The organism is Curtobacterium sp. PvP017, from assembly GCF_054060195.1.
In genome coordinates, this window is sequence record NZ_JBSSCY010000001.1 from 151,026 (window position 1) to 176,472 (window position 25,447).

Sequence of the window (25,447 nt, forward strand, 5' to 3'; positions counted from 1 at the left end):
GCGGGGCAGCGACAAGACCGTTGTCGTACGACATCGACGGTGTCGCAACCCCGCGGCCGCAACGACCACGCCGCGACCCCGGACGCACGCGAGCCCCGGGCCGCTCGTGTGAGCAGCCCGGGGCCCGTGTGGTCGGCGCGGGTCAGGCGTCGGCGTGCTTGCCGTGGTGGTCGATGCCCGCGAGCTCGGCCTCGGGCGTCGCCGGAGCAGCGGCCGCAGCGTGCGCACCGTGCGCGGTCGGCTTCGCGTCGCCCTCGGTCGGGGCAGTGCCCTCGGCGCCCGGCTGAGTGGTCACGCCACCGGTCTGCTGCCAGGCGACGGTCTGCTTCGGCTTCGCCAGGAACAGCGCCGCCACGATCGCCGCGATGAGCACGATCGCCGGCAGGAACAGCGACTCGCCCATGGCCCGCGAGAACGGCTCGAGCAGTGCACCCGGCAGTGCGCCGACCTGCTGCTCGGCTCCGCCCGCGGACACCCCGCCGGTCGAGGACGGGAAGTTCGCGGTGATCCGGGCCTCCATCAGCGCGGCGATGCCGGCCGACCCGAGGACCGCACCGATCTGCCGCGTGGTGTTGTAGACGCCCGAGCCGGCACCGGCCAGCTTCGGCGGCAGGTTGCGGGTCGCCGAGACGGACAGCGGGCCCCACATGCAGGCGTTCGCGATGCCGAGGAGCGCGCTCGGCAGGAGCACCCATCCCCAGTCGGCGCTCGACGACAGCAGGGCGCCGAACCAGAACAGCCCGGCCGAGAAGCAGGCGAGGCCGAACGCGGCGACCCAGCGCGGGTTCCAGCGGTTGAGGTTCTTGCCGACGAGCGGGGCGAGGCCGGCGGACAGCACGGCCTGCGGCACGAGGAGCAGCGCAGCCTGGGTCGGCGAGAAGCGCAGGACGTCCTGCGCCCAGAGCATGATCGGCAGGGCGAACGAGGCGATCGCGACACCGACGGCCGTGATGGCGACGTTGGCGAGCGTGAAGTTGCGGTCCTTGAACAGGCCGAGGGGCAGCAGCGGCTCGCCCTTCTGCGTACCCTGCCAGACCACGAACCCGGCGAGGACGACCAGGCCGGCGATGATCAGGCCCCACACCGAGATCGGGCCGGCGATGGTGCCCCAGTCGTAGGTCTCGCCCTCTTGGATGCCGAACACGAGCAGGAACAGACCGACCGCGGACAGGAAGATCCCGAGGTAGTCGAAGCGGTGGCCGTGGCGGTCGAACGACGGCACGAAGCGCTGCGCCAGGACGAACGCGACGACACCCACGGGGACGTTCACGAAGAAGATCCACTCCCACCCGAAGCCGTCGACGAGCAGGCCGCCGACGATCGGGCCGACGAGCGAGGCGACACCGGCGACGGCGCCCCAGAGACCCATCGCCGCGCCGCGCTTCTGCGGCGGGAAGATGCGCGTGATGACGGACATCGTCTGCGGGCTCATCATCGCGGCGCCGAGGCCCTGCACGACGCGGGCGACGATGAGCACCTCGATCGAGCCGGCCAGGCCGCACCACAGGCTGGCCAGCGTGAAGACCACGAGGCCGATCTGGTACATGACCTTCGGGCCGAAGCGGTCACCGAGCCGGCCCGTGATGAGCAGCGGCACGGCGTAGGCGAGCAGGTACGCGCTCGTCACCCAGATCACGGCGTTGATGTCCGCGTCGAGCTTCTGGGCGATGGTGGGGGTGGCGACCGACACGATGGTCGAGTCGACGAGGATCATGAAGAAGCCGACGACGAGCGCCCAGAGGGCGGGCCACGGCTTCTTCTCGGTCGTCCGCGGAGGCGTGACGGTGGTCATCGAGTGGTGTCCTTGCTGTTCGTGGGGAAGTCAGTGTCTGCGGGGACGGCCGGGCCGTCCCAGGGGAGGTCGCCGCTGGCGATGCGGTCGACGGTGGTGCTGAGCCACTCGATCTGCGCGGCGAGCATCGCACGGACGTACGACACGTCGAGCCAGTAGCGCTCGGTGAGCTGCTTGGCGTGCACGCGCTGGAGCGCCTCGTCGTAGTCGTCGCGCTCCCGTTCGAGCGCGACGATCCGTGCCCGGACGGCATCGACCGCCTCGGCCTGCGGCAGGTTCTCGAGGACGGAGAGCGCCAGGTGGAACTCCGGGTACTCGTCGGCGGGCTCGGCCACCATGCGGCGGAGGCCGTCGGCGAGCGCTGCGCGGCCGGCGTCGGTGATCGTGTAGGTGGTGCGCTCCGGACGGTTGCCGTCGCGGTCGGTGCCCACGACCTGGGCGAACCCGAGTTCGGCTAGGCGGCCGACCTGGTGGTACAGGGTGCCCGGGCGGACCTTGACGTTCCGCTCCTCCTGCCGGTGGAGCATCGTCTGGAACATCTCGTACGGGTGCATCGGCGCCTCGTTCAGCAGGTCGAGCGCGGCGAATGCGAGCGGTGTGAGCGACGCCATCCGTGCCTCCTGGCTGATCGATGCGGCAGTCTTCGGACTGGACTATTCGACTTCGAATATACGGAGTGGAACACACGTGAGCAAACGCACAGTTTCCCCTCCACAGGAGGCCCGGATCCGTCCCGGCGTGTCGCGCGCGCCCCGTAGACTGGTCGCGTCCCCCCACCCCTGAAGTGCTGGAGAGAACACGTGCCAACGATCGTCGTCGAGGTCATGCCCAAGGCTGAGATCCTCGACCCCCAGGGCAAGGCGGTGGGCAACGCCCTCGCGCGCCTGGGCAAGGCCGACCTGACCAACGTCCGCATCGGCAAGCGTTTCGAGGTGACCGTCGACGGCCCCGTCGACGACGCCAAGCTGGCCGAGGTCCGCGACATCGCCGCCGACGTCTTCTCGAACGCGGTCATCGAGGACGTCGTCTCCGTGACCGTCGAAGGCCAGTGACCCGGATGCGCATCGGCGTCATCACCTTCCCCGGCTCGCTCGACGACCGCGACGCCCAGCGCGCGGTCCGTCTCGCCGGCGCCGACCCCGTCGCCCTCTGGCACGGCGACCACGACCTGCAGGGCGTCGACGCGATCGTGCTGCCCGGCGGGTTCTCGTACGGCGACTACCTGCGCGCCGGTGCGATCGCCGCGAAGGCGCCGATCATGGCCGAGGTCATCGACGCCGCCGGCAAGGGCATGCCCGTGCTCGGCATCTGCAACGGCTTCCAGATGCTGGCCGAGGCCCGTCTGGTCCCCGGGGCGCACACCCGCAACGCGCACCAGCAGTTCATCCGCCGCGACCAGAAGCTCCGCGTCGAGACCACCTCGACGGCCTGGACCTCGGGGTTCACCGCGCAGCAGGAGATCACGATCCCGCTCAAGAACGCCGACGGCCGGTTCGTCGCCGACGCCGACGAGATCAAGCGCATCGAGGACAACGGCCAGGTCGTGTTCCGCTACGTGGGCGTGAACCCGAACGGTTCGATCGACGACATCGCCGGCGTCTCGAACGAGCGCGGCAACGTCGTGGGCCTGATGCCGCACCCCGAGCACGCGACCGAGCCCGGCTTCGGCCCGGACACCGCCGCTGCCATGGCCTCCGGCACGGACGGCCTCACCTTCTTCACCTCCGTGATCGAGTCGACGCTCGTCAAGTGACGACCGCGACTCCAGTGACAGGGAACGACAACACCGTGACGACTTACGTGCGCCCGAAGCCCGACACCGTGCAGGATGCCGCGGCGACTCCCGACAAGGACCAGCCGTACGACGCGCTCGGCCTGAAGCCGGACGAGTACGCCCGCATCAAGGAGATCCTCGGCCGCCGCCCCACCTCGGGCGAGCTGGCGATGTACTCCGTCATGTGGTCCGAGCACTGCTCCTACAAGTCCTCGAAGAACTACCTCCGTCAGTTCGGCAAGAAGGTCACGCCGGAGATGACGAAGAACCTGATGGTGGGCATGGGCGAGAACGCCGGTGTCGTCGACGTCGGGAACGGCTGGGCGGTGACCTTCAAGGTCGAGTCGCACAACCACCCGTCCTACGTCGAGCCGTACCAGGGCGCCGCGACCGGTGTCGGCGGCATCGTCCGCGACATCATCTCGATGGGTGCACGCCCGGTCGCCGTCATGGACCAGCTCCGCTTCGGCGCGATCGACCACGAGGACACCGCACGCGTCGTGCACGGCGTCGTCGGCGGCATCTCGTTCTACGGCAACTGCCTCGGCCTGCCGAACATCGGCGGCGAGACGTACTTCGACCCGGTGTACCAGGGCAACCCGCTGGTCAACGCCCTGGCGGTCGGTGTCCTGCGGCACGAGGACCTGCACCTGGCGAACGCGTCCGGCGCCGGCAACAAGGTCGTGCTGTTCGGTGCCCGCACCGGTGGCGACGGCATCGGCGGCGCATCGATCCTGGCGTCCGACACCTTCACCGAGGGCGGCCCGACCAAGCGTCCCGCCGTCCAGGTCGGTGACCCCTTCGCCGAGAAGGTCCTGATCGAGTGCTGCCTCGAGCTGTTCCAGAAGGAACTGGTCGAGGGCATCCAGGACCTCGGCGCCGCGGGCATCTCCTGCGCCACGTCCGAGCTCGCGAGCAACGGCGACGGCGGCATGCACATCTCGCTCGACGACGTCCTGCTGCGCGACCCCACGCTCACGGCCGAGGAGATCCTGATGTCGGAGAGCCAGGAGCGCATGATGGCGGTCGTCCGCCCCGACAAGCTCGACGAGTTCCTGAGCGTCGTCGGCAAGTGGGAGGTCGAGACCAGCGTCCTGGGCGAGGTCACCGGCACCGGCCGTCTCGTCATCGACTGGCAGGGCCAGGAGATCGTGAACGTCGACCCGCGCACCGTCGCCGTCGACGGCCCGGTCTACGACCGCCCGGTCGCCTACCCGACCTGGATCGACGCGCTGCAGGCCGACACCGCTGCCTCGCTCGACCGGCCGGCCGACGGCCCCGCGCTCAAGGCGCAGTTCCTCAGCCTGCTCGGTTCGCCGAACCTGTCGTCGAAGAACTGGGTCACGAACCAGTACGACACCTACGTGCTCGGCAACACCGCGCTCTCCTTCCCCGACGACGGCGGCATGATCCGCGTCGACGAGGAGACCGGGCTCGGTGTCGCGATCGCGACCGACGCCAACGGCCGCTACTGCCAGCTCGACCCGAAGCAGGGTGCGCGCCTGGCCCTGGCCGAGGCGTACCGGAACGTCGCCGTCACCGGTGCCGTCCCCGCCGCGGTCACCGACTGCCTGAACTTCGGCTCCCCCGAGAACCCCGAGGTCATGTGGCAGTTCTCCGAGGCGGTCGAGGGCCTGGCCGACGGCTGCATGGAGCTCGGCATCCCGGTCACCGGCGGCAACGTGTCGTTCTACAACCAGACCGGCACCACCCCGATCCACCCGACCCCGGTCGTCGGTGTGCTCGGTGTCATCGACGACGTCGCCAAGCGCGTCCCGTCGGGCTGGCAGGACGACGGCCACAACATCTACCTGCTCGGCACGACGAGCCTCGAGCTCGACGGGTCGGCCTGGGCCGGCACGGTGCACGGACACCTCGGCGGTCGTCCGCCGGCAGTGGACCTCGGACGCGAGAAGGAGCTCGCCGAGCTGCTCTTCGCCGCGAGCGGCGAGCAGCTGCTGACGAGCGCGCACGACCTGGCGGACGGTGGCCTCGGCCAGTCGCTCGCCGAGTCGGTGCTCCGCTTCGGTCTCGGTGCCCGCGTGGTGCTCGACGAGCTCGAATCGCGCGACGGCGTCGACACGGCGACCGCGCTGTTCTCCGAGTCGACCGGTCGCGTCATCGTGACCGTCCGGCGCGAGGACGACGTCCGCTTCCAGGGCCTGTGCGACGGCCGGGGCTTCCCGGTCCTGCGCATCGGCGTGACCGACGCCACGTCGAACGCGCTCGAGGTCCAGGGTGCGTTCACGGCGACGCTGGACGAGCTCCGCAGCACCCACAACGCGACGCTGCCGGCCCGCTTCGGCGACGTGATCGTCGAGGACGTCACCGAGGGGTACGTCGGCCGCGGGCCGCTCGACTCCGACGGTGCCTTCTCGCCGCGCACGGACTCCTAGGCCCGGCGGACACCGCGTGCCCATCGTCACCCTGCCCTTCGCGGAACTCGTCGACCGGTTCGGCCCCGTGCCGGACGGCATCGAGCTGGACGTGTGGGACGTCGAGGCGCCGTACGGTCGCCCGGACGACGTCGCCATCACGTTCCTGCCGTTCTACTTCGGTGGACGGCACCGCTGGCAGTTCGTGCACGACCTGCCGGCGCTCGAGCTCCTGCAGCTCCCGAGCGCCGGCTACGAGCACGCGGTGCCGCACGTGCCCGGTCACGCCCAGCTGGCGAACGGTCGGGGCATCCACGACGACGAGACCGCCGAGCTCGCCGTCGGGTTGGCGCTGACCTCGCTGCGGGAGATCTCGGCGTTCCAGGCCGACCGCGCGAACGGCGTCTGGGACGCCCGGGAGACCCGCTCGCTGGCCGACCGCCGGGTCACGGTCGTCGGGTACGGCGCGATCGGCTCCGGGATCGCCACCCGCTTCCAGGCGTTCCGCACCGAGGTCACGGTGGTGGCGCGCACCGCTCGCGAGCAGGACGGCCGCCACGTGCACGCGTTCGATGAGCTGCTGGAACTGGCGCCGACGACGGATGTCCTGGTGCTCATCGCGCCGCTGACGGACGAGACCGAACGGCTGGTCGACGCCGAGCTCCTGGCTGCCCTCCCCGACGGCGCCCTGGTGGTGAACGTCGCCCGCGGCAAGGTCGTCGACACCGATGCACTCGTGGCGGAGCTGCAGTCCGAGCGGCTGTTCGCGGCACTCGACGTCACCGACCCGGAGCCCCTCACGGACGGCCACCCGCTGTGGACGACCCCGAACACGGTGCTGACGCCGCACGTCGGGGGCAACACCGACCTGAGCGTCCCACGGTCGATCGAACTGATGCGCCGACAGGTCGCCGCGCTGGCCGACGGTCGCCCGTTCGAGAACCTGATCGAGCGCTAGACCCGCCCGCGCCGAACCGGCGTCGGGCAGGCAACCGCACGCAGCCGTCAGACGCTCAGACGCTCAGGCGCTCAGGCGCTCAGGCGCTCGGGCGCTCGGGCGCTCAGAGCGTGACGATGCAGGCCGGGGTGCCGACGGCGATCTGCTCGACGGCCTCGCCCGGCACGCCGTCCGTACCGACCGGCAGCACGGCGATGGCGTCCGACCGTTCGTTGGCGACGAGCACGTACCCGGGCACCCGGGCGAAGTGCCGTGGCCAGGCGCCGCCGCACGACGCGGACCCGATGAGCGCGAGCCCACCGTCGGCAGCGTCGAGCACCACGATCCGGTCGCGGCCACGGACGGCGACGGTCACGAGTCCGGCGTCGTCGACCTCGATGTGGCTGAGGAGCGACTCCCCCACCGCTCCCTCGAACGTCGGGGTCGAGGCGATCGTGACGAGTGATCCGGACTCATCGCGGCGGAGTCGGTGGACCGCGCCGTCGAGCTCACCGGCGACGAACAGGTCGCCTGCGTACCAGGCCAGGTGCCGCGGACCGACACCGGCCGCCACGTGGTGCACGCGCAACGGCTCGATCGTGGGAACGCCATCGGCCGACACGGCCACGCGGAACTCGTGCAGCGCGTCGCCGCCGAGGTCCGCGACGAGCACGGTGCCGTCCGGCGTCGCCACGGACTGGTGGGCGTGCGGCGCGTCCTGCCGGTCCTGCACCGGGCCGGTGCCGGCGGGGAGCGTCGCGACCGCGATCGCGGAGGCGGGGACGGCGAGCCGGTCGGTCTGTCCGTGCACGCCGTCGGCGGGCAGGACGACGCCGTCGCTCGCGAGCACCGAGGCGGAGAACGACTCGGCCGCCGCGAGCGAGATGGCGGTCACCGTGCCGGAGACGTAGTTGGTGACGACGAGCGCCCCGGACGGGTCGACCCGCACGTGGCACGGGGCGTCACCGCCGGCGGAGGCGTCCCACAGGTGTTCGAGCGCGCCGTTCTGCAGCCGGAAGGCGGAGACGCCGCCCTCGTTCGTCTCGGACACGGCGTAGACACGGTCGCCCGAAACGGCGAGGAACGAGGGATCGTCGAGCACCGCGACGGTACGAGCGCCCGCGCGGGCAGCGCCGCCGTCGACCAGGGAGATACCGGTCGCGTTCCCGCCACCGGTGGCCGTGTAGGAACCGACGAGGAGGGTCGGCAGGTCGACGCTCATTCGTCGCGTCCGGCGATGCGCTCGTGGTGGTGGATGACCTCGGCGACGATGAAGTTGAGGAACTTCTCGGCGAAGGCGGGGTCGAGGTGCGCCTCGGCGGCGAGGCTCCGGAGCCGTGCGACCTGGACCTGTTCGCGGTCCGGGTCCGCGGCGGGCATGCCCGATTCGGCCTTCAGGTGCCCCACCCGCTGCGTGTACTTGAAGCGCTCGGCGAGCATGTGGATGACGGCGGCGTCGATGTTGTCGATGCTCTGCCGAATGCTCCGGAGTTCGGCGACGGCCGTCGCTTCGGGCTCGGGCGGGGTGACGTCGTCGCTCATGCCCCGAGCCTACTGGCGGACGCGCAGCCGAACCCTGCCGACGCCTGCGAGAATGAGCACATGTCGGTCTTGCTCGTGATCTCGGGCGTGTGTGCGGTCCTCGCTGGCCTCGTCCACGTGTACATCTGGTTCCTCGAATCCATCATCTGGACGAGTCCACGCGCCCGCAAGGTGTTCGGCATCGCGTCCGAGACCGAGGCCGACGCGACCCGCTCCCTCGCGTTCAACCAGGGGTTCTACAACCTGTTCCTGGCGATCGGGGCGATCCTCGGTGTCGTGCTGGTGCTCGCGGGCAACACCGTGACCGGCTGGACCCTCGTGGTGTTCTCGACCGCGAGCATGCTCGGCGCCGCGGTGATCCTGGTCGGCTCCGGCCGCAAGTACCTCAACTCGGCGTTCAAACAGGGCACGCTCCCCCTGATCGCCCTGCTGTTCGCGCTGCTCGGCTCGAGCTTCCCGGTCTGAGTCGTTCCGACCACACCGTCAGCCCCGAACACCCCGCGAAAGCGACAGGGTGCCGCCGAACATCGGCGGCACCCTGTCGCTTTCGCGGTGGAGGACAGGTCAGTCCAGGTCAGCCGAGCTTGTCCTCGAACTGCGCGGGCAGCTTGTCGAGCGCCCACTCGATCGCAGCGGTCGTGCCCATCGAGAACGCCGACGACACGTCTTTGTCGTCGAACACGATGTAGTGGCCGGCCTCGACCGACGGCACCTTCTGGAACAGCGGGTCCGACTCGGCCTTCGACGCGTCGACGTAGATCGGCAGCACCAGGGTCAGGTCCGCGTCGAGCAGGTCGAGGTTCTCGTCGGACAGCGTGACGGAGAACGCCTTGCCGGCCTCCTTGTCGATGGCCGACGGGATCGTGAACCCGAGGTTCTTCATGAACGACGAGCGGCTGTCGGTGGAGGCGTACGCGCCGAAGCCCTCGGAGCTGTACGCGCCGACGACGGCGGACTTGCCCTCGAAGTCCGGGTGGGCCTTGCGGGCCGCGGCGTAGGCGTCGTCGAGGTCGGAGAGCAGCTTCTTGCCCTCGGACTCCTTGCCGAGTGCCTTCGCGATCATCGTGGTCTGCTGCTCGGTCGAGGCGAGGTAGTTCTCGCCGCCCTTCGGGATCGCGACGGTCGGCGCGATCGCGGACAGCTTGTCGTAGCGGTCCTTGTCACCCGACGACTTCACGTCGAGGATCAGGTCCGGGTTCAGCTTGAGGATGTCCTCGTAGCTGGGCTCGAGCGTCTGGATGATCTTCGGCGACTTCGTGTAGGCGTCCTTGAGCCACGGGCCGACGCCGTCGCCACCGAAGGCGAGCCAGTCGCTCGCACCGACCGGCTGCACGCCGAGTTCGAGGGCCGTCTCGGCGTCGCCCCAGCCGAGTGCGACGACGCGCTTGGGCTGCGAGTCGATCGTCGTGGTGCCGAGTGCCGTGGTGATGGACACCGGGAAGGCACCGTCGGACGACGACGCCGAGGACGACTCGGACGAACCGGAGCCGGAGGCACAGCCGGCGAGGACGAGGGAGGCTGCGACGACGGCAGCCGCAGCGGCGAGGACACGTCGGAGACGAAGGGATGAGCGGATCACGAAGGGTAGCCTAACCTAACGGGGCGTACAGGAAATCAGCTGGATAGGCTGGGTGATCGTGGCCGCCCCAGATCCAGACCGCACGCGCCTCGCGGTGCTCGGCTCCCCCATCGCGCATTCGCTCTCCCCCACGCTCCACGAAGCGGCCTACGCCGCACTCGGGCTGGGGTGGTCGTACGGGAGGCACGAGGTCGCGTCCGGCGGGCTCGACGCGTTCGTCGCGGGGCTGGGTCCCGAGTGGCGCGGGCTGAGTCTCACGATGCCGCTCAAGCGCGAGGTGCTGCCGCTCCTGGACCGCACGACCCCGCTCGTCGACGAGCTCGGGGTCGCGAACACGGTCGCGTTCCGACGCGAGGGGTCCGCCGTCGTCCGCGCGGGCGCCAACACCGACGTCCAGGGACTCGTCCGCCCGGTCGAGGCCCTCGGACACCTGCCCGGCGAGGCGACGATCCTCGGTGGCGGGGCGACCGCGGCGAGCGCCCTCACGGCGGCGGTGCGGCTCGGGGCGTCGCTCGTGCGGGTGTTCCTGCGCGACACCGCGAAGGCCGGCGCGCTCGTGGAGCTGGCCGTGCGGCTCGGCGTCTCGCTCGAGGTCCTGCCGCTCACCGACCTGCCCGGCACCCGCCACGGGTTCGTCCTGTCGACGCTGCCCGGCGGCGCGGCCGACCCGCTCGAGCTGGTGCCGTCGGGGTCGGACGCCGTGCTGTTCGACGTCGCCTACGAGCCGTGGCCGACCGCCGCCGCGTCGCGCTGGGCCGATGCCGGCGGCAGGGTGCTGAACGGCCTCGACATGCTCACCGAGCAGGCCATCGGGCAGATCCGTTTCTTCCTGACCGGTGACGAGGACGAACTCCTCCCCGACGAGGCCGCCGTTCGCCGTTCGATGCGCACCGCCGTCGGCCTGCCCGCCGTCATCAGCAGCTAGCCGACGCCGGCGCCCCGCGGTCAGCCGCGGGACCGCGCCTCGGCGTCGAGCAAGGCGACGGACACGTCCCACAGCCGGTCGGCCTGGTTCGGGTCGAGCGCCCAGGGCAGCACGCCGTGCAGGCCGTCCTCGATCCGCTCCACCACCGCTGCTTCGTGGCAGTCCTCGAAGTAGCGACCAGTGACCCCGTCGAGTTCGGGTGCGGTGGCGAGCAGGACCGAGGTCGCGGCTCCCTGCTCCGGGGACTTCACCGCGTCGGCCGCGGCGATCTTCGTGGCCGCCAGGACCTCCGGGTCCCAGTGCTTCTGCAGCCCGGTCCAGATCCCGCCGGGCATCAGGGCGTTCGCGGTGATGCCGTCGGCGGCCCACCGTCGGCCGGCAGCGACGGCGAACAGCACGTTGGCGGTCTTCGACTGCCCGTACGCGAGCCCGGGCTCGTAGCGACGTCGGCGGAAGAACAGGTCGTCGAACACGACCGGCGAACCGCCGTGTCCGCTCGACGACACCGAGACGATCCGTGCCGAACCCGAGGCGGCCAGTGCGTCGTGCAGCCCGAGCGCGAGGGCGAAGTGCCCGAGGTGGTTCGTCGCGAACTGCGACTCCCACCCGGCGGGCGTGTACGACTCGGGCGCGTCCATGATGCCCGCGTTGGCGACGAGCACGTCGAGCGGCCCCGACCACGCTGCGGTGAAGGCCTCGACGGAGGCCGGGCGGTCCAGGTGCAGCTCGACGACGGCCGGTGCGTCCGCCCCCGTCGTCCGGGCGATGTCGTCCGCCACCCGTCGGCCGGCGTCGACGTCCCGCACGGCGAGCGTCACGCGTGCCCCGGCTCCGGCGAGTGCTCGGGCGGTCTCCACACCGATGCCGGACGCAGCACCGGTGACGATCGCCGTGCGCCCCGTCAGGTCGAGGCCGTCGACGACCTCGGCAGCCGTGGTCCGGTCGCCGAAGCGGGTGAGGTCGCGTTCGGGCATGTCGACTCCTGTCAGCTGGCGCGGTGCGGAGCCGTCAGGCGACGACCCCGTCCACGTAGAACCATCGTCCCTGCTCGCGGACGAACTCGCTCGTCTCCTCGAGAGTGCCGCGCTCGTCGTCGGAACGCCACCACGCGCGGAACGCGACCGTGCCCCGGGAGTCGAACGGGCCTCCCGAGGTCGTCGTCAAGACGTCCAACCGGGTCCAGCGCTGGGACGGGTCCAACTGGAGACCCGCCGGTCGGGTGCGCGGGTGCCAGGTGAGCAGCAGGTACTCGGGCAGGCCCAGTGCGAACGCGCTGAAGCGGGAGCGCATCAGGCGCTCCGCGGTCGGCGCGGCCGCGCCGCCGTGCAGGGGGCCGCAGCACTCGCCGTAGGGGTTGCCGCTCAGGCAGGGGCAGCGCGTCTCGTCGGTGACCACGCCGGAACGCTAGTCGACGATCGACAGCGTGACGGTGATGTTGCCGCGGGTGGCGTTCGAGTACGGGCAGATCTCGTGCGCACGCTCGGCCAGGCGCTGGCGCTGCTCCTGCGGCGCGGCCGGGGCGTAGACGTCGAGCTCGACCGCCAGGCCGAAGGCGCCGTTGCCGGTGCCGCCGATGCCGACCTCGGCGGAGACCTCGGCACCGGTGGTGTCGAGGTCGAGCTCCTTGCCCGCAGCGTGCAGGGCGCCGAGGAAGCACGCGGCGTACCCGGCGGCGAACAGCTGCTCGGGGTTGGTGCCCTCGCCGCTGCCACCCATCTCCTTGGGCGGGCGGGTGTCCAGGTCGAGCCGGTCGTCCTCGCTGCGGACGTGCCCGTCGCGGCCGCCTCCGGTGGCGTGGGCGGCTGCGGTGTAGACGATGTCGAGACTCATGGAGCCGAGGTCATCGCGACTACCTGGACGTGTGCTGCGCGTGCCCGGGGTACCGGGACCGGGCGGCCGCGCACGCCGGTGCCGCCGGGCGTGTCCGGGGGGTGCCCGGCGGCGCACTTCGTGAGCAGAAATGGTCGGGTCGCGCGGGCGCACTCGACCATTTCTGCTCACGAAGTACCGACCGGCCGAGCCACTCCGCGTCGCGCGCGGGTAGACATGACACGTGTTCGGGATCGGGTGGCAGGTGTACCGGGAGCGGCTGCCCGCTCTCGTCAGCGTGCAGCGCCGCCGTCGCATCGTGCTCGTCGGCGGGATCGTGGCCGTCGTCGCACTGGCGGGACTCGTCATTCTCGGACTGATCTTCGACGACGGCTCCGTCCCCGTCGCCGCTGCGATCGTGGTGGCAGTGCTGTTCGCCTCCGGCATCGGACTCATCGGCGCGTGCTTCGTACCGATCGGACCGAAGGGTTGGAACGTCCCGCCGATCCCGGGCATCGGCTGGCGCACCCAAGAGGCCATCGCCCGCTACTACCGGCGCAGTCCTCCCCCGCTCGACCCGAAGCACCGTGACGCCGTCCTGGACAGGATGCCCGAGACCCGCGACCTGCTGGTCCGGGCAGCGTTCCGCGGGTACCTGCTGCTGGGAGGGTGGGCGCTCGCGTTCCTCGCGACCGTGCTGCTCAACGTCTTGACGATCTCGACGAACGACGACATCATCGGGCTCTCCGCGGTCTGGATCCTCATCCCGGCGAGCGGTGCCGTCACCGCCATCGGGGGCATCCGCACCCTCGGCCGTCAGGAGCAGCTCCGCGTCGAGGCCCAGGCCCTCCCGCCCGTCCCGCCGACTCCGCCCGCCCGCGGCCGGCCCGGCACACCGAAGGGCAGCAAGCTCTCGCTGCCGGGCGACTGAGCCGTGTTCGCCGCGCAGCCTCTCGAGGTCCCCGCCGGCCCGACTTCGTGAGCAGAAATGGTCGGGTGGCGTGACGGGACCCGACCATTTCTGCTCACGAAGCGGGGATACGGGGCACGGGAACAGCACCGCCCGCGCGACTGTCGGCGGCGACGGGCACACTGGGCGCATGTGTGGAAGGTTCGTCGTCTCCGACACCACGGCTGATCTGTTGCCCGAGCTCATGGGTGAGCTCGCGGCCCGGACCGAGCACGTCGACGAGGACACCGGCGAGGTGCACGCCGGCCTCGCTCCGAGCTGGAACGTGGCCCCGACCGACCCCGTGTACGCCGTCCGCCAGCGGCACGGCGAACGAGAGCTGCCGCAGATCAGCTGGGGCTTCGTGCCGAGCTGGGCGAAGGACTTCCAGAAGCAACGCCCGAAGCCGATCAACGCCCGCATCGAGACGGTCGCGACGAGCGGCATGTTCAAGCGGGCCTTCGCGACGAACCGGTGCATCGTGCCCGCGCAGGGCTACTACGAGTGGGTCGTGCGCGAGGACGGCAAGGAACCGCACTTCGTCCACGAACCCGGCGGTGCCCTGGCGATGGCCGGGATCGTGAGCGCCTGGCCCGACCCGACGAAGCCCGAGGGCGACCCGGACAAGTGGCGGTTGTCGCTGGCGATCATCACGCGGGACGCCCACGTGGCCCCGGGCGAGGTGCACGACCGCATGCCGGCGTTCCTCACGCCCGACGGCTACGACGACTGGCTGCGCGGCGACGCCGGCGGGCTCGGCACCGACGACCTGCTGGCGCTCCTCGACCACGAGTCGCTGGCGGTCGCGGCAGGCCTGGAACAGTACGAGGTCGCGCGCACCGTGAACAGCGTGAAGAACGACGGTCCGCAGCTCATCGAACCCGTGGCGTAGCCGGCGGGTCGACGCGCGGCCGGGCGCGCACGCGACCGGGGCAGGAAGACGGGAGGCCCGGATCACGTGCGCCTGTCGGCTGACGTGATCCGGGCCTCCCGGTCGATCCCGGTGTTACGGACGCGCGCTGCGTCGGATGCCCGGCGCCGCTGCTTCGTCGGCGGTGCGCCGACGCATCGAGAGCAGGACACCGGCCAGGATCAGGGCGAGCGCTCCGAGGCCCAGGCCGACCAGGCCGGTGGTGCCGGTGAACGCGAGCTCCGCGACGTGGACCGCGGCGGCGACGCCCGTCGGGTAGGTGACCGTGATGGTCGCCGTGACGGTCTGGCCCTCGGTGTCGGTGACGGTGTAGCCGACGAACAGGGTGCCGGTGTGACCCGCTGCCGGGGTGAAGACGACCTGTCCGTGACCGACGGTCCAGGTGCCCTCGCCGTCGACGACCACCGTGTCGACGGGCTTGCCCGTCTTCGGGTCGATCAGGTGCAGCGTCGCCGTCTCGAAGGCGGCGCCGCCGGTGCCGGAGTCGTTGTCGAGCGGGTCGATCGTGACCTCGTGACCGACGATCCCGGTGGCGGAGTCGTCCGTCGCGACCGCGGCGGCGACGACCGTCATCGTCGCGGTGGCGGTGGTGGTCTGCCCCGAGCCGTCCGTCACCGTGTAGGTGAAGGTGTCCGTGCCGGTGAAGCCGTCGGCCGGGGTGTAGACGTACGCACCGGTGCGCTGGACGGTCACCGTGCCGTGGGCCGGCTTCCGGTCCAGGGCGGCGGTGAGGCCGGTGCCCTGGTCGTTCGCGAGCAGACCGTGGGCGGCGTCACGCGTGACCGGGGTGCCGGCGAAGGTGTGACCGGCGTCCTTCGTCGCGTCGATGCCGACGGTGACGGTGACGGTGGCGTCGACCCGCTGACCGGAGGCGTCCTGCGCCCGGTAGGTCACGGTGTCGGTGCCGGAGAAGCCCTTCGCCGGGGTGTAGACGAACGTGCCGTCCGCGGCGACCGAGACCGTGCCGTGCTTCGCCGTGCCGGAGGTCACGACCGTCAGGTCGGTGCCGTGGTCGTTGCCGAGCACGCCGGGGCCCGCGACGGTGACCGGCTTGCCCGCCGTCGTGGCGGCCTTGTCGTCCACTGCCGTCGGGGTGACGTCGATGACGACGAGCGCGAGGGCGGTGTGTCCCTCGGCGTCGTTCGCCGCGTAGGTGAACCAGTCACGGCCGGACCAGTCCGCCGGCGGCGTGTAGACGTACGACCCGTTCTTCGCCAGCGCGAGTCGCCCGTGCTGCGGCTTCGTCTCCATCGATGCCCACAGGCCGGAACCGGAGTCACCGACGAGGACGCCGGTGGCGGTGGACGCGCGCATCACCTGGTTGGTCGGCATGGTGTGCCACTGGTCGACGGCGGCGATGCCGACGAGGACCGTCACGGACGCCGTCGTGGTCTGACCGGAGCCGTCGGTGACGGTGTAGGTGAAGGTGTCCGTGCCGGAGAAGCCCTTCTTCGGCGTGTAGACGAGCGATCCGGGCTCGGTGCCCTCGGTCACGGCGCCGTGCGCGGCGGGACCGTGGCCGGTGACCGTGAGCGTGGTGCCGTGGTCGTTGCCCGTCAGGGTGGTCCCGGTGATCGGCAGTGCCCTGCCGGCGGTGGTGTGCAGGGCGTCTGCGACCGCGACGGGTGTGACCGTCACGGTGACGGTCGCCTTCGCGGTGCCGCCGGTCGGGTCGGTCACCGTGTAGGTGAAGGTGTCCGTGCCGGAGAAGCCGTCGGTCGGCGTGTAGGTGACGGTGCCGGTCCCGGTGATCGCCGCGGCGCCGTGCCCGGGCTCGGTCACCGCGGTGACGGCGAGCTTCGTGCCGGAGTCGTTGCCCGTGACCACGACGTCGACCGGGGTCGAGGCGGTGGTGGTCGCGGTGTCGGCGACGGCCTTCGGGGCGACGACGATCGTCACGGTGCCCGTGGTGGTGCCCCCGGCGCCGTCGGTGACGGTGTAGTCGAACGAGTCCGGACCGGAGTACCCGGGCTTGGGCGTGTAGGTGTAGCCGCCGTCCTTGTCGACGACGACGTCACCGTGCGACGGCTTGGTGTTGTCGGTGACCTGCAGGTCGGTGCCGGTCGCGCCGTCGAGCACGCCCTTGTCGGCCGGGACCGTGGTCGTGCCGTCGGCGTCGGCCGTGGTCGAGCCGCCCGCCGTGACGGGGGTGACGGTGACGGAGACCGTGCCGGTGTTCGTGAGGCCGTTGCGGTCGGTGACCGTGTACGTGAACTCGTCGGTGCCCGAGAAGCCCGGCTTCGGCGTGTACGTGACGGTGCCGTCCTCGTTGCGGGTCGCGGTGCCGTGCTCGCCGCTCGCGTCGACGGGGATGTCGAGCACGGACAGCCCGGTGCCGTGGTCGTTGCCGGTCAGGTCGGCCGAGGTGACCGTCGTGCTGCCGCCTGCCTTGACCGTGATCTCGTCGGGTTCGGTGCCGGGCGTGACCGTGATGGTCACGACGCCCGTGGTCGTCCCGCCGGAGGGGTCCTTCGCCGTGTACGTGAAGGTGTCCGTGCCCGAGAAGCCGTCCTCCGGGGTGTACGTGTACGACCCGTCCGCCGCCAGCTCGAGGTCACCGTTCGTCGGCTCCTCGTCGACCGTTGCGGTGAGCTTCGTGCCCGCGTCGTTGGCGAGCACGCCCGCGCGGTCGTCCCCGTCCCCGCCCACGGTCAGGGGCGAGCCGGCTGTGGCGGTCGCGGTGTCGGCAGCCGCCTTCGGGCCGACGACCACCGTGATCGTGCCGGTCGTGGTCTGGCCGGAGCCGTCCCGCACCGTGTACGTGACGGTGTCGGTGCCGGAGAACCCGGGCTTCGGCGTGTACGTGATCGTGCCGGTGGCCGGGTCGATCGTGACGTCGCCGTGCGTGGTGCCGTCGGCGTCCGGCACGGCAGCCGCGTCGGTGACGGTCAGGCCGGTGCCCGCGTCGTTCTTCGTCAGCGTCGCGGGTGCGATGGTCATCGCCTCGCCGGACTTCGTCGACACGGTGTCGCCGTTCGCGACCGGCTTGACCGTGACGGTGACCGTCGCCGGGCCAGTGGTGACCTTCGAGCCGTCGGTCACCGTGTAGGTGAACGAGTCGGTGCCGGAGAAGCCAGCGGTCGGCGTGTAGTCGACGGTGCCGTCCTCGGCCACCACGGCGGTGCCGTTCGCCGGACCGGTGACGATCGTGGTGACCAGGTCCGAGCCGCGGTCGTTGTGCTGCACGTCGACGTTCACCGGGGTTCCGGCGTCGGTCGTCGTGGCGTCGTTCGCGATCGTCGGGTTGACCGTGATGGTCACCGTGGCGGTGGTCGGCGCACCGGCGGTGTCCGTCGCCGTGTAGCGGAACGAGTCCGTGCCCGAGAAACCGTCGGCCGGCGTGTAGGTGATGGCCCCGGTCGCCGTGTCGAGGGTGAGCTCGCCGTGGGCGGGCTTCGTGTTCGACGAGACGGTGAGGCCGGTGCCGAGGTCGTTGCCGAGGACGCCGGTGGCGCGGGTGCCGGCGGTGTACGTGGTGCCGGCGGCGACGCGGACGGTGTCGTCCTTCGCGAGCGGGGCGACCTGCACGGTCACGGTGACGGTGTCGGTCCCCCCGTTGCCGTCGGTGACGGTGTACGTGAAGGAGTCCGAGCCGGAGTAGCCGGTGGTCGGGGTGTACGTGTAGCTGCCGTCCTTCGCGACGACGACGTCACCGTGGGCGGGCTTGGTGCTGCCCGTCACGGTCAGGTCCGAGCCGAGGTCGTTGGCGAGCAGGCCGGGGGCGGTGCCGGGGGTGCCGGTGCCGGGGGTGCCGGTGCCGGTGCCGCTTCCGCTTCCGCTTCCCTTGGTCGGCGAGCCCGCCGTCGCGGTGACGGTGTCGGCGACCGCCGTCGGCAGCACCGTGATGGTGACCGTGCCGGTGATCGTCGCGCCGTCACCGTCCTTCGCCGTGTAGGTGAAGGAGTCCGGGCCGGAGTAACCGGCGGTCGGGGTGTACGAGTACGAACCGTCCTGCTCGACGGTCAGGTCACCGTGGGCCGGCTTCGTGTTGCCCGTGACCGTCAGGCCTGTGCCGTAGTCGTTCGCGAGCAGACCCGTCTTCGCGTCCGCGGTGGCGGTCTGCCCGGCGTGCACGCTGAACGAGTCGTCGGTGCCCGCCGGGGCGACGGTGATCGTCACCGTGCTGGTCGACGTCTGACCGGAGGAGTCCTTCGCCGTGTACTGGAAGGTGTCCGTGCCGGAGAAGCCGTCGGCCGGGGTGTACGTGTACGAGCCGTCGGGGCTCACCGTCGCCGTGCCGTGGGCCGGTGTGGTGTTCGACACGACGGACAGGCCGGTGCCGCTGTCGTTCGCCAGGACGCCCTTCGTCGGCACCGTGAGCTTCGTGCCGTTCGGGGTCGAGGCAGTGTCCGACGTGGTGGTGACGTGCACGGCCTGCATCGTGTTGGTGAAGGTCACGACGATGTCGGTGCCGTCGGCGGACGTCGCCGACGGGAAGTCGAACGCAGCCGTGTTGCCGTCACCGAAGGCGACGACCTGGTCGGTGTTGAGGTTCACGGCCTTCCACTTGGTGGAGTAGTTCGCCAGGTCCGTGGTGCCGGCCGCGGTCTGCGTCGCCGTGTACCGCTTGTTCGGGGTGGACAGGACGGCTCCGGCCTTCTGGAGCTGGTCGCCGTTCGCGGTGCCCTTGGTGGTCGCGGTGTTGCCGCTGGTCACACCGCCGCCGGTGACGGCGAGGGCGAACTGGTCGCCGGAGGCCCAGCGCTTGTCGACGTTCGTCTGGGCCGCGAGCGTGTTCGCGTAGTTGCAGGAGGCCAGGTCGCTGGGCGTCCAGTTGCCGGCGATCGGGAACGACTTCACCAGGGCGCCGGAACCCGGGTCGATCTTGTACATGGTCGATCCGACGGACGCGAACAGGTACCCGTCGGACGAGAACGCGATGCCGGGGCTGCCAGCGTCCGCGGCGTCGATGGGCAGCGTCGCCACCTTGGAGGTCGTGAGCGCTGCGTTGACGGCGGTCGTGGGGATCGTCTCGGTGTCGACGCGGCGGATCTCGTTCCCGGTCACGACGAAGAGCAAGCCTCGTGTGCTGAACGCCATGTCGCCGTTCTTCTCGGCGAGCAGGCCGCCGATCGTGCCGACCTTGCCGATCTTCGTGCCGGTCTTCGTGTTGTACGCGCCGAGGTAGGCCGGAGTCTCACCGCTCGCGTAGTAGTAGATGCCCGTCGCGGGGTTGATCGCACCGCGCAGGATCTGGTGGTTGCCGGTCGAGTCGGCGTTCGTCACGTCCGGCAACGCTGCGCCGTTCACGGCGTCGTACGACGCGATCGTGTTGCCGCCGTTCACGGCCGCGTACGCCGCGACGCCGTTGCGTGCCAACGCGAGTCCGTTGTCGGCAGGGGCCATCGTCGTCACCTTGGTGACGGCACCCGTCGTGGCGTCGATCGACGCGAGCTGGTTCGCCGTGGCCTGGTTCGCCGACGTGCTGATCCCGTACAGGGTGTTCTGGTCGCAGGAGAGTGCGCCCGCGGCGGCGGCCGGGTCGGCGGCGACTGCCTGCGTCAGGCCGACGCCGGCGAGCAGCGCGGCGCCGAACATGGCGACGGTTCGGACGCCGAGACGGCGTCGAGGCACAGCGGTGCCCTGGGAAGCAGGCAGCATGATCACTTTCGGGTCGAGACGATGCGGGCGCCTGATCCACGGCCGTCGGTTCAGGGAGAACGGTCGGTGGCGCCGGGTCGATACTGGCAGGTCTCGATACCGAAGTGGGGACGGAACGGGTCCCCAATAGGGGGGACCACTCATTGTGGGGGTAGCCGCCCCTCAGGCCCGCGTCACCCGCTCGGGGCACACGAAACCCCCACCGGATCCGGTGGGGTTTCGGGGTTCGCGGGGCTCAGCGCGTCAGACAGCCTGCCGGATCACGTCGGGCAGCAGCACGTGCAGCCGCTCGGCGAGACGTGTCTTCGCCTCGTCGAGGGACCGGAAGTCCCCCACGTACTCGCCGAACGTGTCGGCGACGAAGAAGTGCGTGCCCTGGCGGTCGACGGTGCCGCCGTAGTAGCCGCCGTAGTTGGCGACCCAGAGCCCGGTGTCGGGCTGCGCCCAGCTGATGCGGACGCGCTCGGGCGCCGTGTCGGCGACGACCTGCGCCTCGATCTCGGCGATGACCTCGATCGTCCGGGTGTCCAGCGTCACTTCGGCCTGCTGGGGGTGATCGGTGGTCATGCTCATGGTCGTGCTCCTTCGGGCTGTGCTGCGTACTGGTGCTGCGGGCGTCGCGGACGCCGATGGTGCTGGGTGGTGCCGGCGCTGACGGAGCCGGCGGTGCGGTGGCGCCAGCGCCGGTGGCGCCTACTCGACCGGTCGGATGACCGACGGGAGCATCACGTGGAGCTGGTCCTCGAGCTTGGTCTGCGCTTCTTCGAGCGTGGCGAACTCACCGACGACGAGGCCGAAGGTGTCCGAGGCGACGAACCGGCCGTCGCGCTTGTCGACGCTGCCGCCGAAGTACCCGCCGTAGCCGGCGATCCACTCGCCCTGGTCTTCCTGCACCCAGGTGACCTTGGCGCGGGTCGGACGGGTCGAGGTCGCTGCGGCGGCTTCGAGGATCGCGATGGTGTCGACCGTGTCAGTGTCGAGGGTGACCTCGGCCTGCGTCTGGTTGTTGACGATGGTGGTCATGTCGCTCTCCTTCACGATCCGGGGTACATCTGCTGACACCAGAACGCTACGAGAACCACGACCCGAACCGCCAGCGAGGCCCGTCGATTCACGGGTTCCGTCAATGCGACTGATCGACGTTGCCCGGATTTCCGGGGCGGTGTGACGTCTTTCCGGGGTACACGCCAGTGATCGGGGTACTCGTTTTCCGGATCGGCGGCTCACGGGGTACGGATGGCTGTCGAGCCGGACGGGAGGCGCGGCTCGCTCCCGTCAGTCGGGTGACCTCTGACAGTCCCCGCGATCCAGGGCACGCCCCTGCCACCGGACGCAGCCGCCGGGTCGCGAGATGGCTCTCGTCCACCGGCCGCTCCGGTCTGCCGGACACGACGAAGCCCCTCGGAGCGGATGCTCCGAGGGGCTTCGTGCAGTGCGGGGAGACTCAGACGGTCTCGCGCTGACGACGGACCGAGGTGCGGACCAGCAGCAGGCCGCCACCGAGGACGACGGCGCCGCCGGCGATCCAGATCGCGAGCATCGAGATCGTGGAACCGGTGAAGGCGAGCTCGCCGTTGCCGTTGGTGCCGGCAGCAGCGGCCGGGACGACGGCGGTGCCGTCAGCCGGGACGACGGTCAGGGCCGAGGTGGCCACGTTGCCCGAGGTGGCGCCGGTCGCGGTGAGCGAGTAGGTGCCCGATGCGCCCTGCGGCAGCGTGACGGAGACCGAAGCGGCACCGGTCGACGAGGCCGTGTAGGTCTTCGAGACGGTGGTGATGGGCAGCGCGCCCAGCGTGACGGCGCCAGCACCGGTCACGGAGACGGAGACCGTCTCGTTCGCGACGAACGAACCGGCGGCGAAGCCGACGGTCGCGGTGCCACCGGCGACAGCCGGACCCGAGACGCTGACGTTCGACGCGGGCACGTAGCCGGCGGCGTTTGCAGCGGACGGAACGGCAACGAACGCAGCAGCGGCCAGGACGACCGCAGCGATGATCTTCTTCATGGATGTGTCCCCTAGACCCGATGGCTCCGCACGTGGACCCTGATGTCTCCGGCGGATGAAAGTGCGATCAGCCCCCCGGACGTGCAGGCGCGATTGCGAAGTGGGCTCAATCTACCGGGGATTCACAGCTGGTGACCAGGGGTTGTGTAACCGACTGGTGAACTCCGGGGGTCGACACCGCGTCCACCGGCGTGCGGCCCTGGTCGGCGGCACCGAGGTACTGGACGCGGATCGTCGTGCTTTTCCCTGGTGAGAGGGTGGTCTGAAACTGCGCGACTGGATGGTCGCCGTCCATCGCCGTCTGTGGAGACGCGGTCTTGCCATCCTGAGTGGATGTGACGTACACCCCTGAAGAGGGGGCGTAGACGACGACGTTTGTCCGGACTACGCCAGGCGCGATGCCGAACGCACCGGCTCCGGTGACGTACTCCGGCAGGCTGGTCGCCGCATCGGCCGGAGCGGTGCTCGTGAGCTTGACCTCGACCGTCCACGTCGGTCGACCGTCCTTCCGGCACACCTCGCTGCCGACCGAGACGGTCTTCTCGAGGTAGTAGTCCATCTTCGCGCCGGTGGCGTCATTCAGGTAGACGCCGAACTGCTGCGAGCTCGAGTCGCTCGTCGGCAGGCCACCCGCGATGGCCGTCCCGGTGAGCTCCGCCTGCTCACCCTTGTCGGCGCTCCAGAGCTTGACCCGTCCTTCGTCGACGCCCGTCGTCAGCGCCGCGATGAACTCCTTCGGGTCGAAGCCGCCCTCGGACACCTTCGTGAACACCGCGCTGGCTGCCGACGCGAAGAACAGGTCCTGCACCGCCGGGTCCGGGTACTTCGCGTACGCGTCGCTGAGCAGCAGCTGCACTGCGTTGTCCGAGGTCAGCCGATCCCCCGTCGGCAGGTCGACCGGGCCGGTCGCCTTCAGGATGTAGCCGAGCGTCACGGGGTCGATCGACAGCACGCCGTCAACCTGCTCCCCGAACTGCCGCTTCCACATCTCCCGCGCGAGCTTCGCTGAGGTGTCGAACCGGGGCGTCAGCGTGACGTCCTGGATGAACTCCCCCGTGATCGAGCCGTACAGGCCCTGCGTGTCCGTGGTCAGCGGCAGCACCGGGTCGTCTGTCTGGGGGAAGTCCGACGTCGATGCCTGCTGCCCGAGCGAGATCGCGCCGTCCTCGACGTCCAACAGCGCCACGGCTCCGGGGATCCCCCCGCCGGCACGCAGCTCCGCGTTGTTCTGGAAGAGCACGAGGTACTGCTTCGCGCCACCGTCGCCGAGCATCGCCGGCGCCAGCTGCACCACTTTGTCCGCGACGGCCGCCTGCTCCGACGCAGACGCCAAGGAGGCCCGGAGCTGGTTCACGGAGTCCGTCACGGCCGACACGGTGTCACCGGTGTCGATCCGGTCGGCCGCGCGGGTCGCCTTGCCGAGCGCGGTGGTCGCCTTCGCGACCGCCGGCTGCGCCGCCACGAGCGGCTGCAGGTCGATCTTGCCGTCCTCGGGTTTGAACGCGTCGACGTCCACGTCGCCGAGGACCCCGGCGACCGGACGGACGGCGTCGGTCGCCACGTCGTCGACGATCGCCGACACCTGGCGCACGGCGCGCAGGTTGCCGCCGATGAACGGCGTGTGCTCGAAGGCGGCCCACACCGGGTCGCTCGTCTTCGCCCGAGCATCGGCGGCACTCGCCTCGAGCTTCGCCGCCGTTCGCTGCGCCGCTGCCGTGTTGCCCTTCGCCAACTGCGACCGCAACGTCTCGACGTGCGCGACGGACGACTCGAGGTCCTGCTTCGCCAGCGCGCCGCGGATCGCCACCCAGGCGACCGCGGCGATCACGAGCAGGACGATGAAGAGGACGCCCCACAAGACCCAGCGACGTCGAGGCCCCCGGGACCGAGCAGTACGTCGAGACTCGGGTTCGTCCGACATGGCCACAGCTTAGGAGGCCGGGTCGACGTCCTCCGGAGACATGGCCGCGTTCCGGGATATCAGCGCGCGTGAAAGCAAAGAGAGGTGCTCGCGTTTGCTATGTTCGACGCGCCGACTGCTCCGGAGAGCGACCGCGCGGACTTCGGTCGTGATGAGGGGCAAGTTGACTGGCACAGGTCTTCCATCGGTGGCGATCATCGGCACGCGTGGCTACCCGAGCTTCTACGGCGGTTTCGAGACCGCTGTCCGCCACATCGCGCCGCACCTGGCGTCGAGCGGCTGGGACGTCACCGTCTACGGCCGGCCCGGCACGACCGACGACGAGTTCGAGGCCGACCCCCGAGTCCGCTCGGTCGTCACGCGAGGCCTGCAGAGCAAGTCGCTCAGCACCTTGACCTTCGGGCTCACCTCCTCCCTGCACGCTTTGTGGACACGACCCGATGTCGCCCTCGTTATGAACGTCGCCAACGGCTTCTGGCTCCCGCTGCTCCGCGCGCGAGGGATCGCGACGGTCGTGAACGTCGACGGGATCGAGTGGGAACGGGCCAAGTGGGGTCGCCTCGCGCGGACGATGTTCCGGACAGGCGCGCGGATGACCGCTCGGTGGGCGACCGAGATCGTCGTCGACGCCAAGGCGATCGGCTCGCACTGGTCCGAGCGCTTCGGCCGTGACGGTCACTTCATCCCCTACGGCGGCGATACTCGTCCTCCTCACGCCACGACGCCGTTCGAGGACGGAACGTACGTCCTGGTCGTCGCCCGGTTCGTACCGGAGAACACGATCGCTGAGTTCTTCGAAGCAGCACCCGAGATCGCGCGCACGCACGACGTCGTGATCGTCGGTTCGTCGGGTTTCGGCGGCGAACTCGATCAACGGGCCCAGGCTCTGGCCGACGCGCATGAACGGATCCACTGGCTCGGACACGTCAACGACGACGAACTCCTGCACACGCTCTGGGCCCGAGCGGGCGCCTACTTCCACGGGCACAGCGTCGGCGGGACGAACCCGGCTCTCGTGCAAGCCATGGCGCTCGGCGCTCCGGTGGTCGCACGGGACACCGTCTACAACCGCGAAGTGCTCGGCAACAGGGGCGCGTTCACCGCACCCCAGCCCGATGCGATCGTCTCTGCCCTGCGCGCTGTTCTGGACGACTCAGACCGGCAGCGGGAGCTGTCCAACCTCGGCAGGCAGCGTGCCGCGGAGGTCTACTCCTGGGAGAAGGTCTGCGCCGCCTACGAGGCGCTCCTCCGCGCGCAGCTTCCATCCGGAGACTCGCCGTGAGGGTCCTGCTCGACGGTTACTGGTG

General features: G+C 70.6%; 22 protein-coding genes. 9 read left to right on the plus strand and 13 right to left on the minus strand.

Going from position 1 to position 25,447, the window contains the following annotated elements; genetic code table 11:
- Positions 1-142: 142 nt before the first annotated feature.
- Both ACVKXF_RS00745 and ACVKXF_RS00750 read right to left on the minus strand, forming a co-directional pair.
- Complete coding sequence (locus ACVKXF_RS00745) at positions 143-1,792, minus strand: DHA2 family efflux MFS transporter permease subunit (RefSeq protein ID WP_396290140.1); 1,650 nt, start codon at positions 1,790-1,792, stop codon at positions 143-145.
- Positions 1,789-2,403: a PadR family transcriptional regulator gene (locus ACVKXF_RS00750; RefSeq protein ID WP_123310311.1), complete on the minus strand. Its 615-nt coding sequence runs from the start codon at positions 2,401-2,403 to the stop codon at positions 1,789-1,791. The genes ACVKXF_RS00745 and ACVKXF_RS00750 overlap by 4 nt, the downstream gene beginning before the upstream one ends.
- Positions 2,404-2,592: 189 nt before the next feature.
- On the opposite strand from ACVKXF_RS00750, the gene purS reads away from it, so the two are divergent.
- From purS to ACVKXF_RS00770, 4 genes are read left to right on the plus strand one after another with little or no spacing between them, the layout of a single operon-like run.
- On the plus strand, positions 2,593-2,844 hold the full coding sequence (gene purS, locus ACVKXF_RS00755; RefSeq protein ID WP_017886272.1) for a phosphoribosylformylglycinamidine synthase subunit PurS: 252 nt from the start codon (positions 2,593-2,595) through the stop codon (positions 2,842-2,844).
- A 5-nt stretch (positions 2,845-2,849) separates the two neighbouring features.
- Positions 2,850-3,545: a phosphoribosylformylglycinamidine synthase subunit PurQ gene (gene purQ / locus ACVKXF_RS00760; RefSeq protein WP_111085606.1), complete on the plus strand. Its 696-nt coding sequence runs from the start codon at positions 2,850-2,852 to the stop codon at positions 3,543-3,545.
- A gap of 35 nt (positions 3,546-3,580) precedes the next feature.
- The gene (gene purL / locus ACVKXF_RS00765) at positions 3,581-5,962 is read left to right on the plus strand and encodes a phosphoribosylformylglycinamidine synthase subunit PurL (protein WP_456794540.1); all 2,382 of its coding nucleotides are present in this window, start codon (positions 3,581-3,583) and stop codon (positions 5,960-5,962) included.
- A 16-nt stretch (positions 5,963-5,978) separates the two neighbouring features.
- Entirely contained in the window at positions 5,979-6,899 is a 921-nt protein-coding gene (locus ACVKXF_RS00770) for a 2-hydroxyacid dehydrogenase (RefSeq protein WP_456794541.1), read from the plus strand.
- 103 nt (positions 6,900-7,002) lie between these two features.
- On the opposite strand, the gene ACVKXF_RS00775 is transcribed toward ACVKXF_RS00770, so the two are convergent.
- Positions 7,003-8,100: a lactonase family protein gene (locus ACVKXF_RS00775; protein ID WP_456794542.1), complete on the minus strand. Its 1,098-nt coding sequence runs from the start codon at positions 8,098-8,100 to the stop codon at positions 7,003-7,005.
- Positions 8,097-8,420, minus strand: a complete 324-nt coding sequence (locus tag ACVKXF_RS00780) for a chorismate mutase (RefSeq protein WP_111085595.1) — start codon at positions 8,418-8,420, stop codon at positions 8,097-8,099. The genes ACVKXF_RS00775 and ACVKXF_RS00780 overlap by 4 nt, the downstream gene beginning before the upstream one ends.
- A gap of 60 nt (positions 8,421-8,480) precedes the next feature.
- Here ACVKXF_RS00780 and ACVKXF_RS00785 point away from each other — a divergent pair, with 60 nt between their 5' ends.
- On the plus strand, positions 8,481-8,885 hold the full coding sequence (locus tag ACVKXF_RS00785; RefSeq protein WP_123310317.1) for a DUF1304 domain-containing protein: 405 nt from the start codon (positions 8,481-8,483) through the stop codon (positions 8,883-8,885).
- Positions 8,886-8,994: 109 nt separating this feature from the next.
- Here the strand turns inward: ACVKXF_RS00785 and ACVKXF_RS00790 are convergent, their stop codons facing one another.
- On the minus strand, positions 8,995-9,999 hold the full coding sequence (locus tag ACVKXF_RS00790; protein ID WP_456794543.1) for an iron-siderophore ABC transporter substrate-binding protein: 1,005 nt from the start codon (positions 9,997-9,999) through the stop codon (positions 8,995-8,997).
- A 58-nt stretch (positions 10,000-10,057) separates the two neighbouring features.
- Between ACVKXF_RS00790 and ACVKXF_RS00795 the strand changes: the two genes are divergently transcribed.
- The gene (locus ACVKXF_RS00795) at positions 10,058-10,924 is read left to right on the plus strand and encodes a shikimate dehydrogenase family protein (protein ID WP_456794544.1); all 867 of its coding nucleotides are present in this window, start codon (positions 10,058-10,060) and stop codon (positions 10,922-10,924) included.
- 20 nt (positions 10,925-10,944) lie between these two features.
- On the opposite strand, the gene ACVKXF_RS00800 is transcribed toward ACVKXF_RS00795, so the two are convergent.
- From ACVKXF_RS00800 to ACVKXF_RS00810, 3 genes are read right to left on the minus strand one after another with little or no spacing between them, the layout of a single operon-like run.
- The gene (locus ACVKXF_RS00800) at positions 10,945-11,898 is read right to left on the minus strand and encodes an SDR family NAD(P)-dependent oxidoreductase (protein ID WP_456794545.1); all 954 of its coding nucleotides are present in this window, start codon (positions 11,896-11,898) and stop codon (positions 10,945-10,947) included.
- A 34-nt stretch (positions 11,899-11,932) separates the two neighbouring features.
- The gene (locus ACVKXF_RS00805; RefSeq protein WP_456794546.1) at positions 11,933-12,319 is read right to left on the minus strand and encodes a YchJ family protein; all 387 of its coding nucleotides are present in this window, start codon (positions 12,317-12,319) and stop codon (positions 11,933-11,935) included.
- Between the two features lie 9 nt (positions 12,320-12,328).
- Positions 12,329-12,754, minus strand: coding sequence for an organic hydroperoxide resistance protein (locus ACVKXF_RS00810; RefSeq protein WP_123310325.1), 426 nt, complete (start codon positions 12,752-12,754; stop codon positions 12,329-12,331).
- A gap of 223 nt (positions 12,755-12,977) precedes the next feature.
- Here ACVKXF_RS00810 and ACVKXF_RS00815 point away from each other — a divergent pair, with 223 nt between their 5' ends.
- Positions 12,978-13,664: a hypothetical protein gene (locus ACVKXF_RS00815; RefSeq protein WP_456794547.1), complete on the plus strand. Its 687-nt coding sequence runs from the start codon at positions 12,978-12,980 to the stop codon at positions 13,662-13,664.
- Between the two features lie 169 nt (positions 13,665-13,833).
- Positions 13,834-14,574 (plus strand): SOS response-associated peptidase, encoded by a 741-nt coding sequence (locus ACVKXF_RS00820; RefSeq protein ID WP_456794548.1) that lies wholly within the window; start codon positions 13,834-13,836, stop codon positions 14,572-14,574.
- 114 nt (positions 14,575-14,688) lie between these two features.
- On the opposite strand, the gene ACVKXF_RS00825 is transcribed toward ACVKXF_RS00820, so the two are convergent.
- From ACVKXF_RS00825 to ACVKXF_RS00845, 5 genes are all read right to left on the minus strand, one after another.
- Positions 14,689-20,187, minus strand: coding sequence for an Ig-like domain-containing protein (locus ACVKXF_RS00825; protein WP_456794549.1), 5,499 nt, complete (start codon positions 20,185-20,187; stop codon positions 14,689-14,691).
- Between the two features lie 270 nt (positions 20,188-20,457).
- Positions 20,458-20,787 (minus strand): hypothetical protein, encoded by a 330-nt coding sequence (locus ACVKXF_RS00830; protein WP_123310333.1) that lies wholly within the window; start codon positions 20,785-20,787, stop codon positions 20,458-20,460.
- A gap of 120 nt (positions 20,788-20,907) precedes the next feature.
- Positions 20,908-21,237: a hypothetical protein gene (locus ACVKXF_RS00835; RefSeq protein ID WP_123310335.1), complete on the minus strand. Its 330-nt coding sequence runs from the start codon at positions 21,235-21,237 to the stop codon at positions 20,908-20,910.
- Between the two features lie 421 nt (positions 21,238-21,658).
- Complete coding sequence (locus ACVKXF_RS00840; protein WP_456794550.1) at positions 21,659-22,219, minus strand: sortase; 561 nt, start codon at positions 22,217-22,219, stop codon at positions 21,659-21,661.
- 106 nt (positions 22,220-22,325) lie between these two features.
- Positions 22,326-24,077, minus strand: a complete 1,752-nt coding sequence (locus ACVKXF_RS00845; protein ID WP_456794551.1) for a DUF4012 domain-containing protein — start codon at positions 24,075-24,077, stop codon at positions 22,326-22,328.
- Between the two features lie 226 nt (positions 24,078-24,303).
- Here ACVKXF_RS00845 and ACVKXF_RS00850 point away from each other — a divergent pair, with 226 nt between their 5' ends.
- A complete protein-coding gene (locus ACVKXF_RS00850; RefSeq protein ID WP_456794552.1) occupies positions 24,304-25,422 on the plus strand; it encodes a glycosyltransferase in 1,119 nt (372 codons plus the stop codon).
- The last annotated feature ends 25 nt before the right edge of the window (positions 25,423-25,447 follow it).

Coding starts and splice junctions, on each gene's coding strand:
- ACVKXF_RS00785 (WP_123310317.1), top strand. CDS start 8,481: ATGTCGGTCTTGCTCGTGATCTCGGGCGTGTGTGCGGTCCTCGCTGGC.
- ACVKXF_RS00780 (WP_111085595.1), bottom strand. CDS start 8,420: ATGAGCGACGACGTCACCCCGCCCGAGCCCGAAGCGACGGCCGTCGCC.
- ACVKXF_RS00775 (WP_456794542.1), bottom strand. CDS start 8,100: ATGAGCGTCGACCTGCCGACCCTCCTCGTCGGTTCCTACACGGCCACC.
- ACVKXF_RS00745 (WP_396290140.1), bottom strand. CDS start 1,792: ATGACCACCGTCACGCCTCCGCGGACGACCGAGAAGAAGCCGTGGCCC.
- ACVKXF_RS00810 (WP_123310325.1), bottom strand. CDS start 12,754: ATGAGTCTCGACATCGTCTACACCGCAGCCGCCCACGCCACCGGAGGC.
- ACVKXF_RS00800 (WP_456794545.1), bottom strand. CDS start 11,898: ATGCCCGAACGCGACCTCACCCGCTTCGGCGACCGGACCACGGCTGCC.
- ACVKXF_RS00820 (WP_456794548.1), top strand. CDS start 13,834: ATGTGTGGAAGGTTCGTCGTCTCCGACACCACGGCTGATCTGTTGCCC.
- ACVKXF_RS00750 (WP_123310311.1), bottom strand. CDS start 2,403: ATGGCGTCGCTCACACCGCTCGCATTCGCCGCGCTCGACCTGCTGAAC.
- ACVKXF_RS00830 (WP_123310333.1), bottom strand. CDS start 20,787: ATGAGCATGACCACCGATCACCCCCAGCAGGCCGAAGTGACGCTGGAC.
- purQ (WP_111085606.1), top strand. CDS start 2,850: ATGCGCATCGGCGTCATCACCTTCCCCGGCTCGCTCGACGACCGCGAC.
- ACVKXF_RS00840 (WP_456794550.1), bottom strand. CDS start 22,219: ATGAAGAAGATCATCGCTGCGGTCGTCCTGGCCGCTGCTGCGTTCGTT.
- ACVKXF_RS00835 (WP_123310335.1), bottom strand. CDS start 21,237: ATGACCACCATCGTCAACAACCAGACGCAGGCCGAGGTCACCCTCGAC.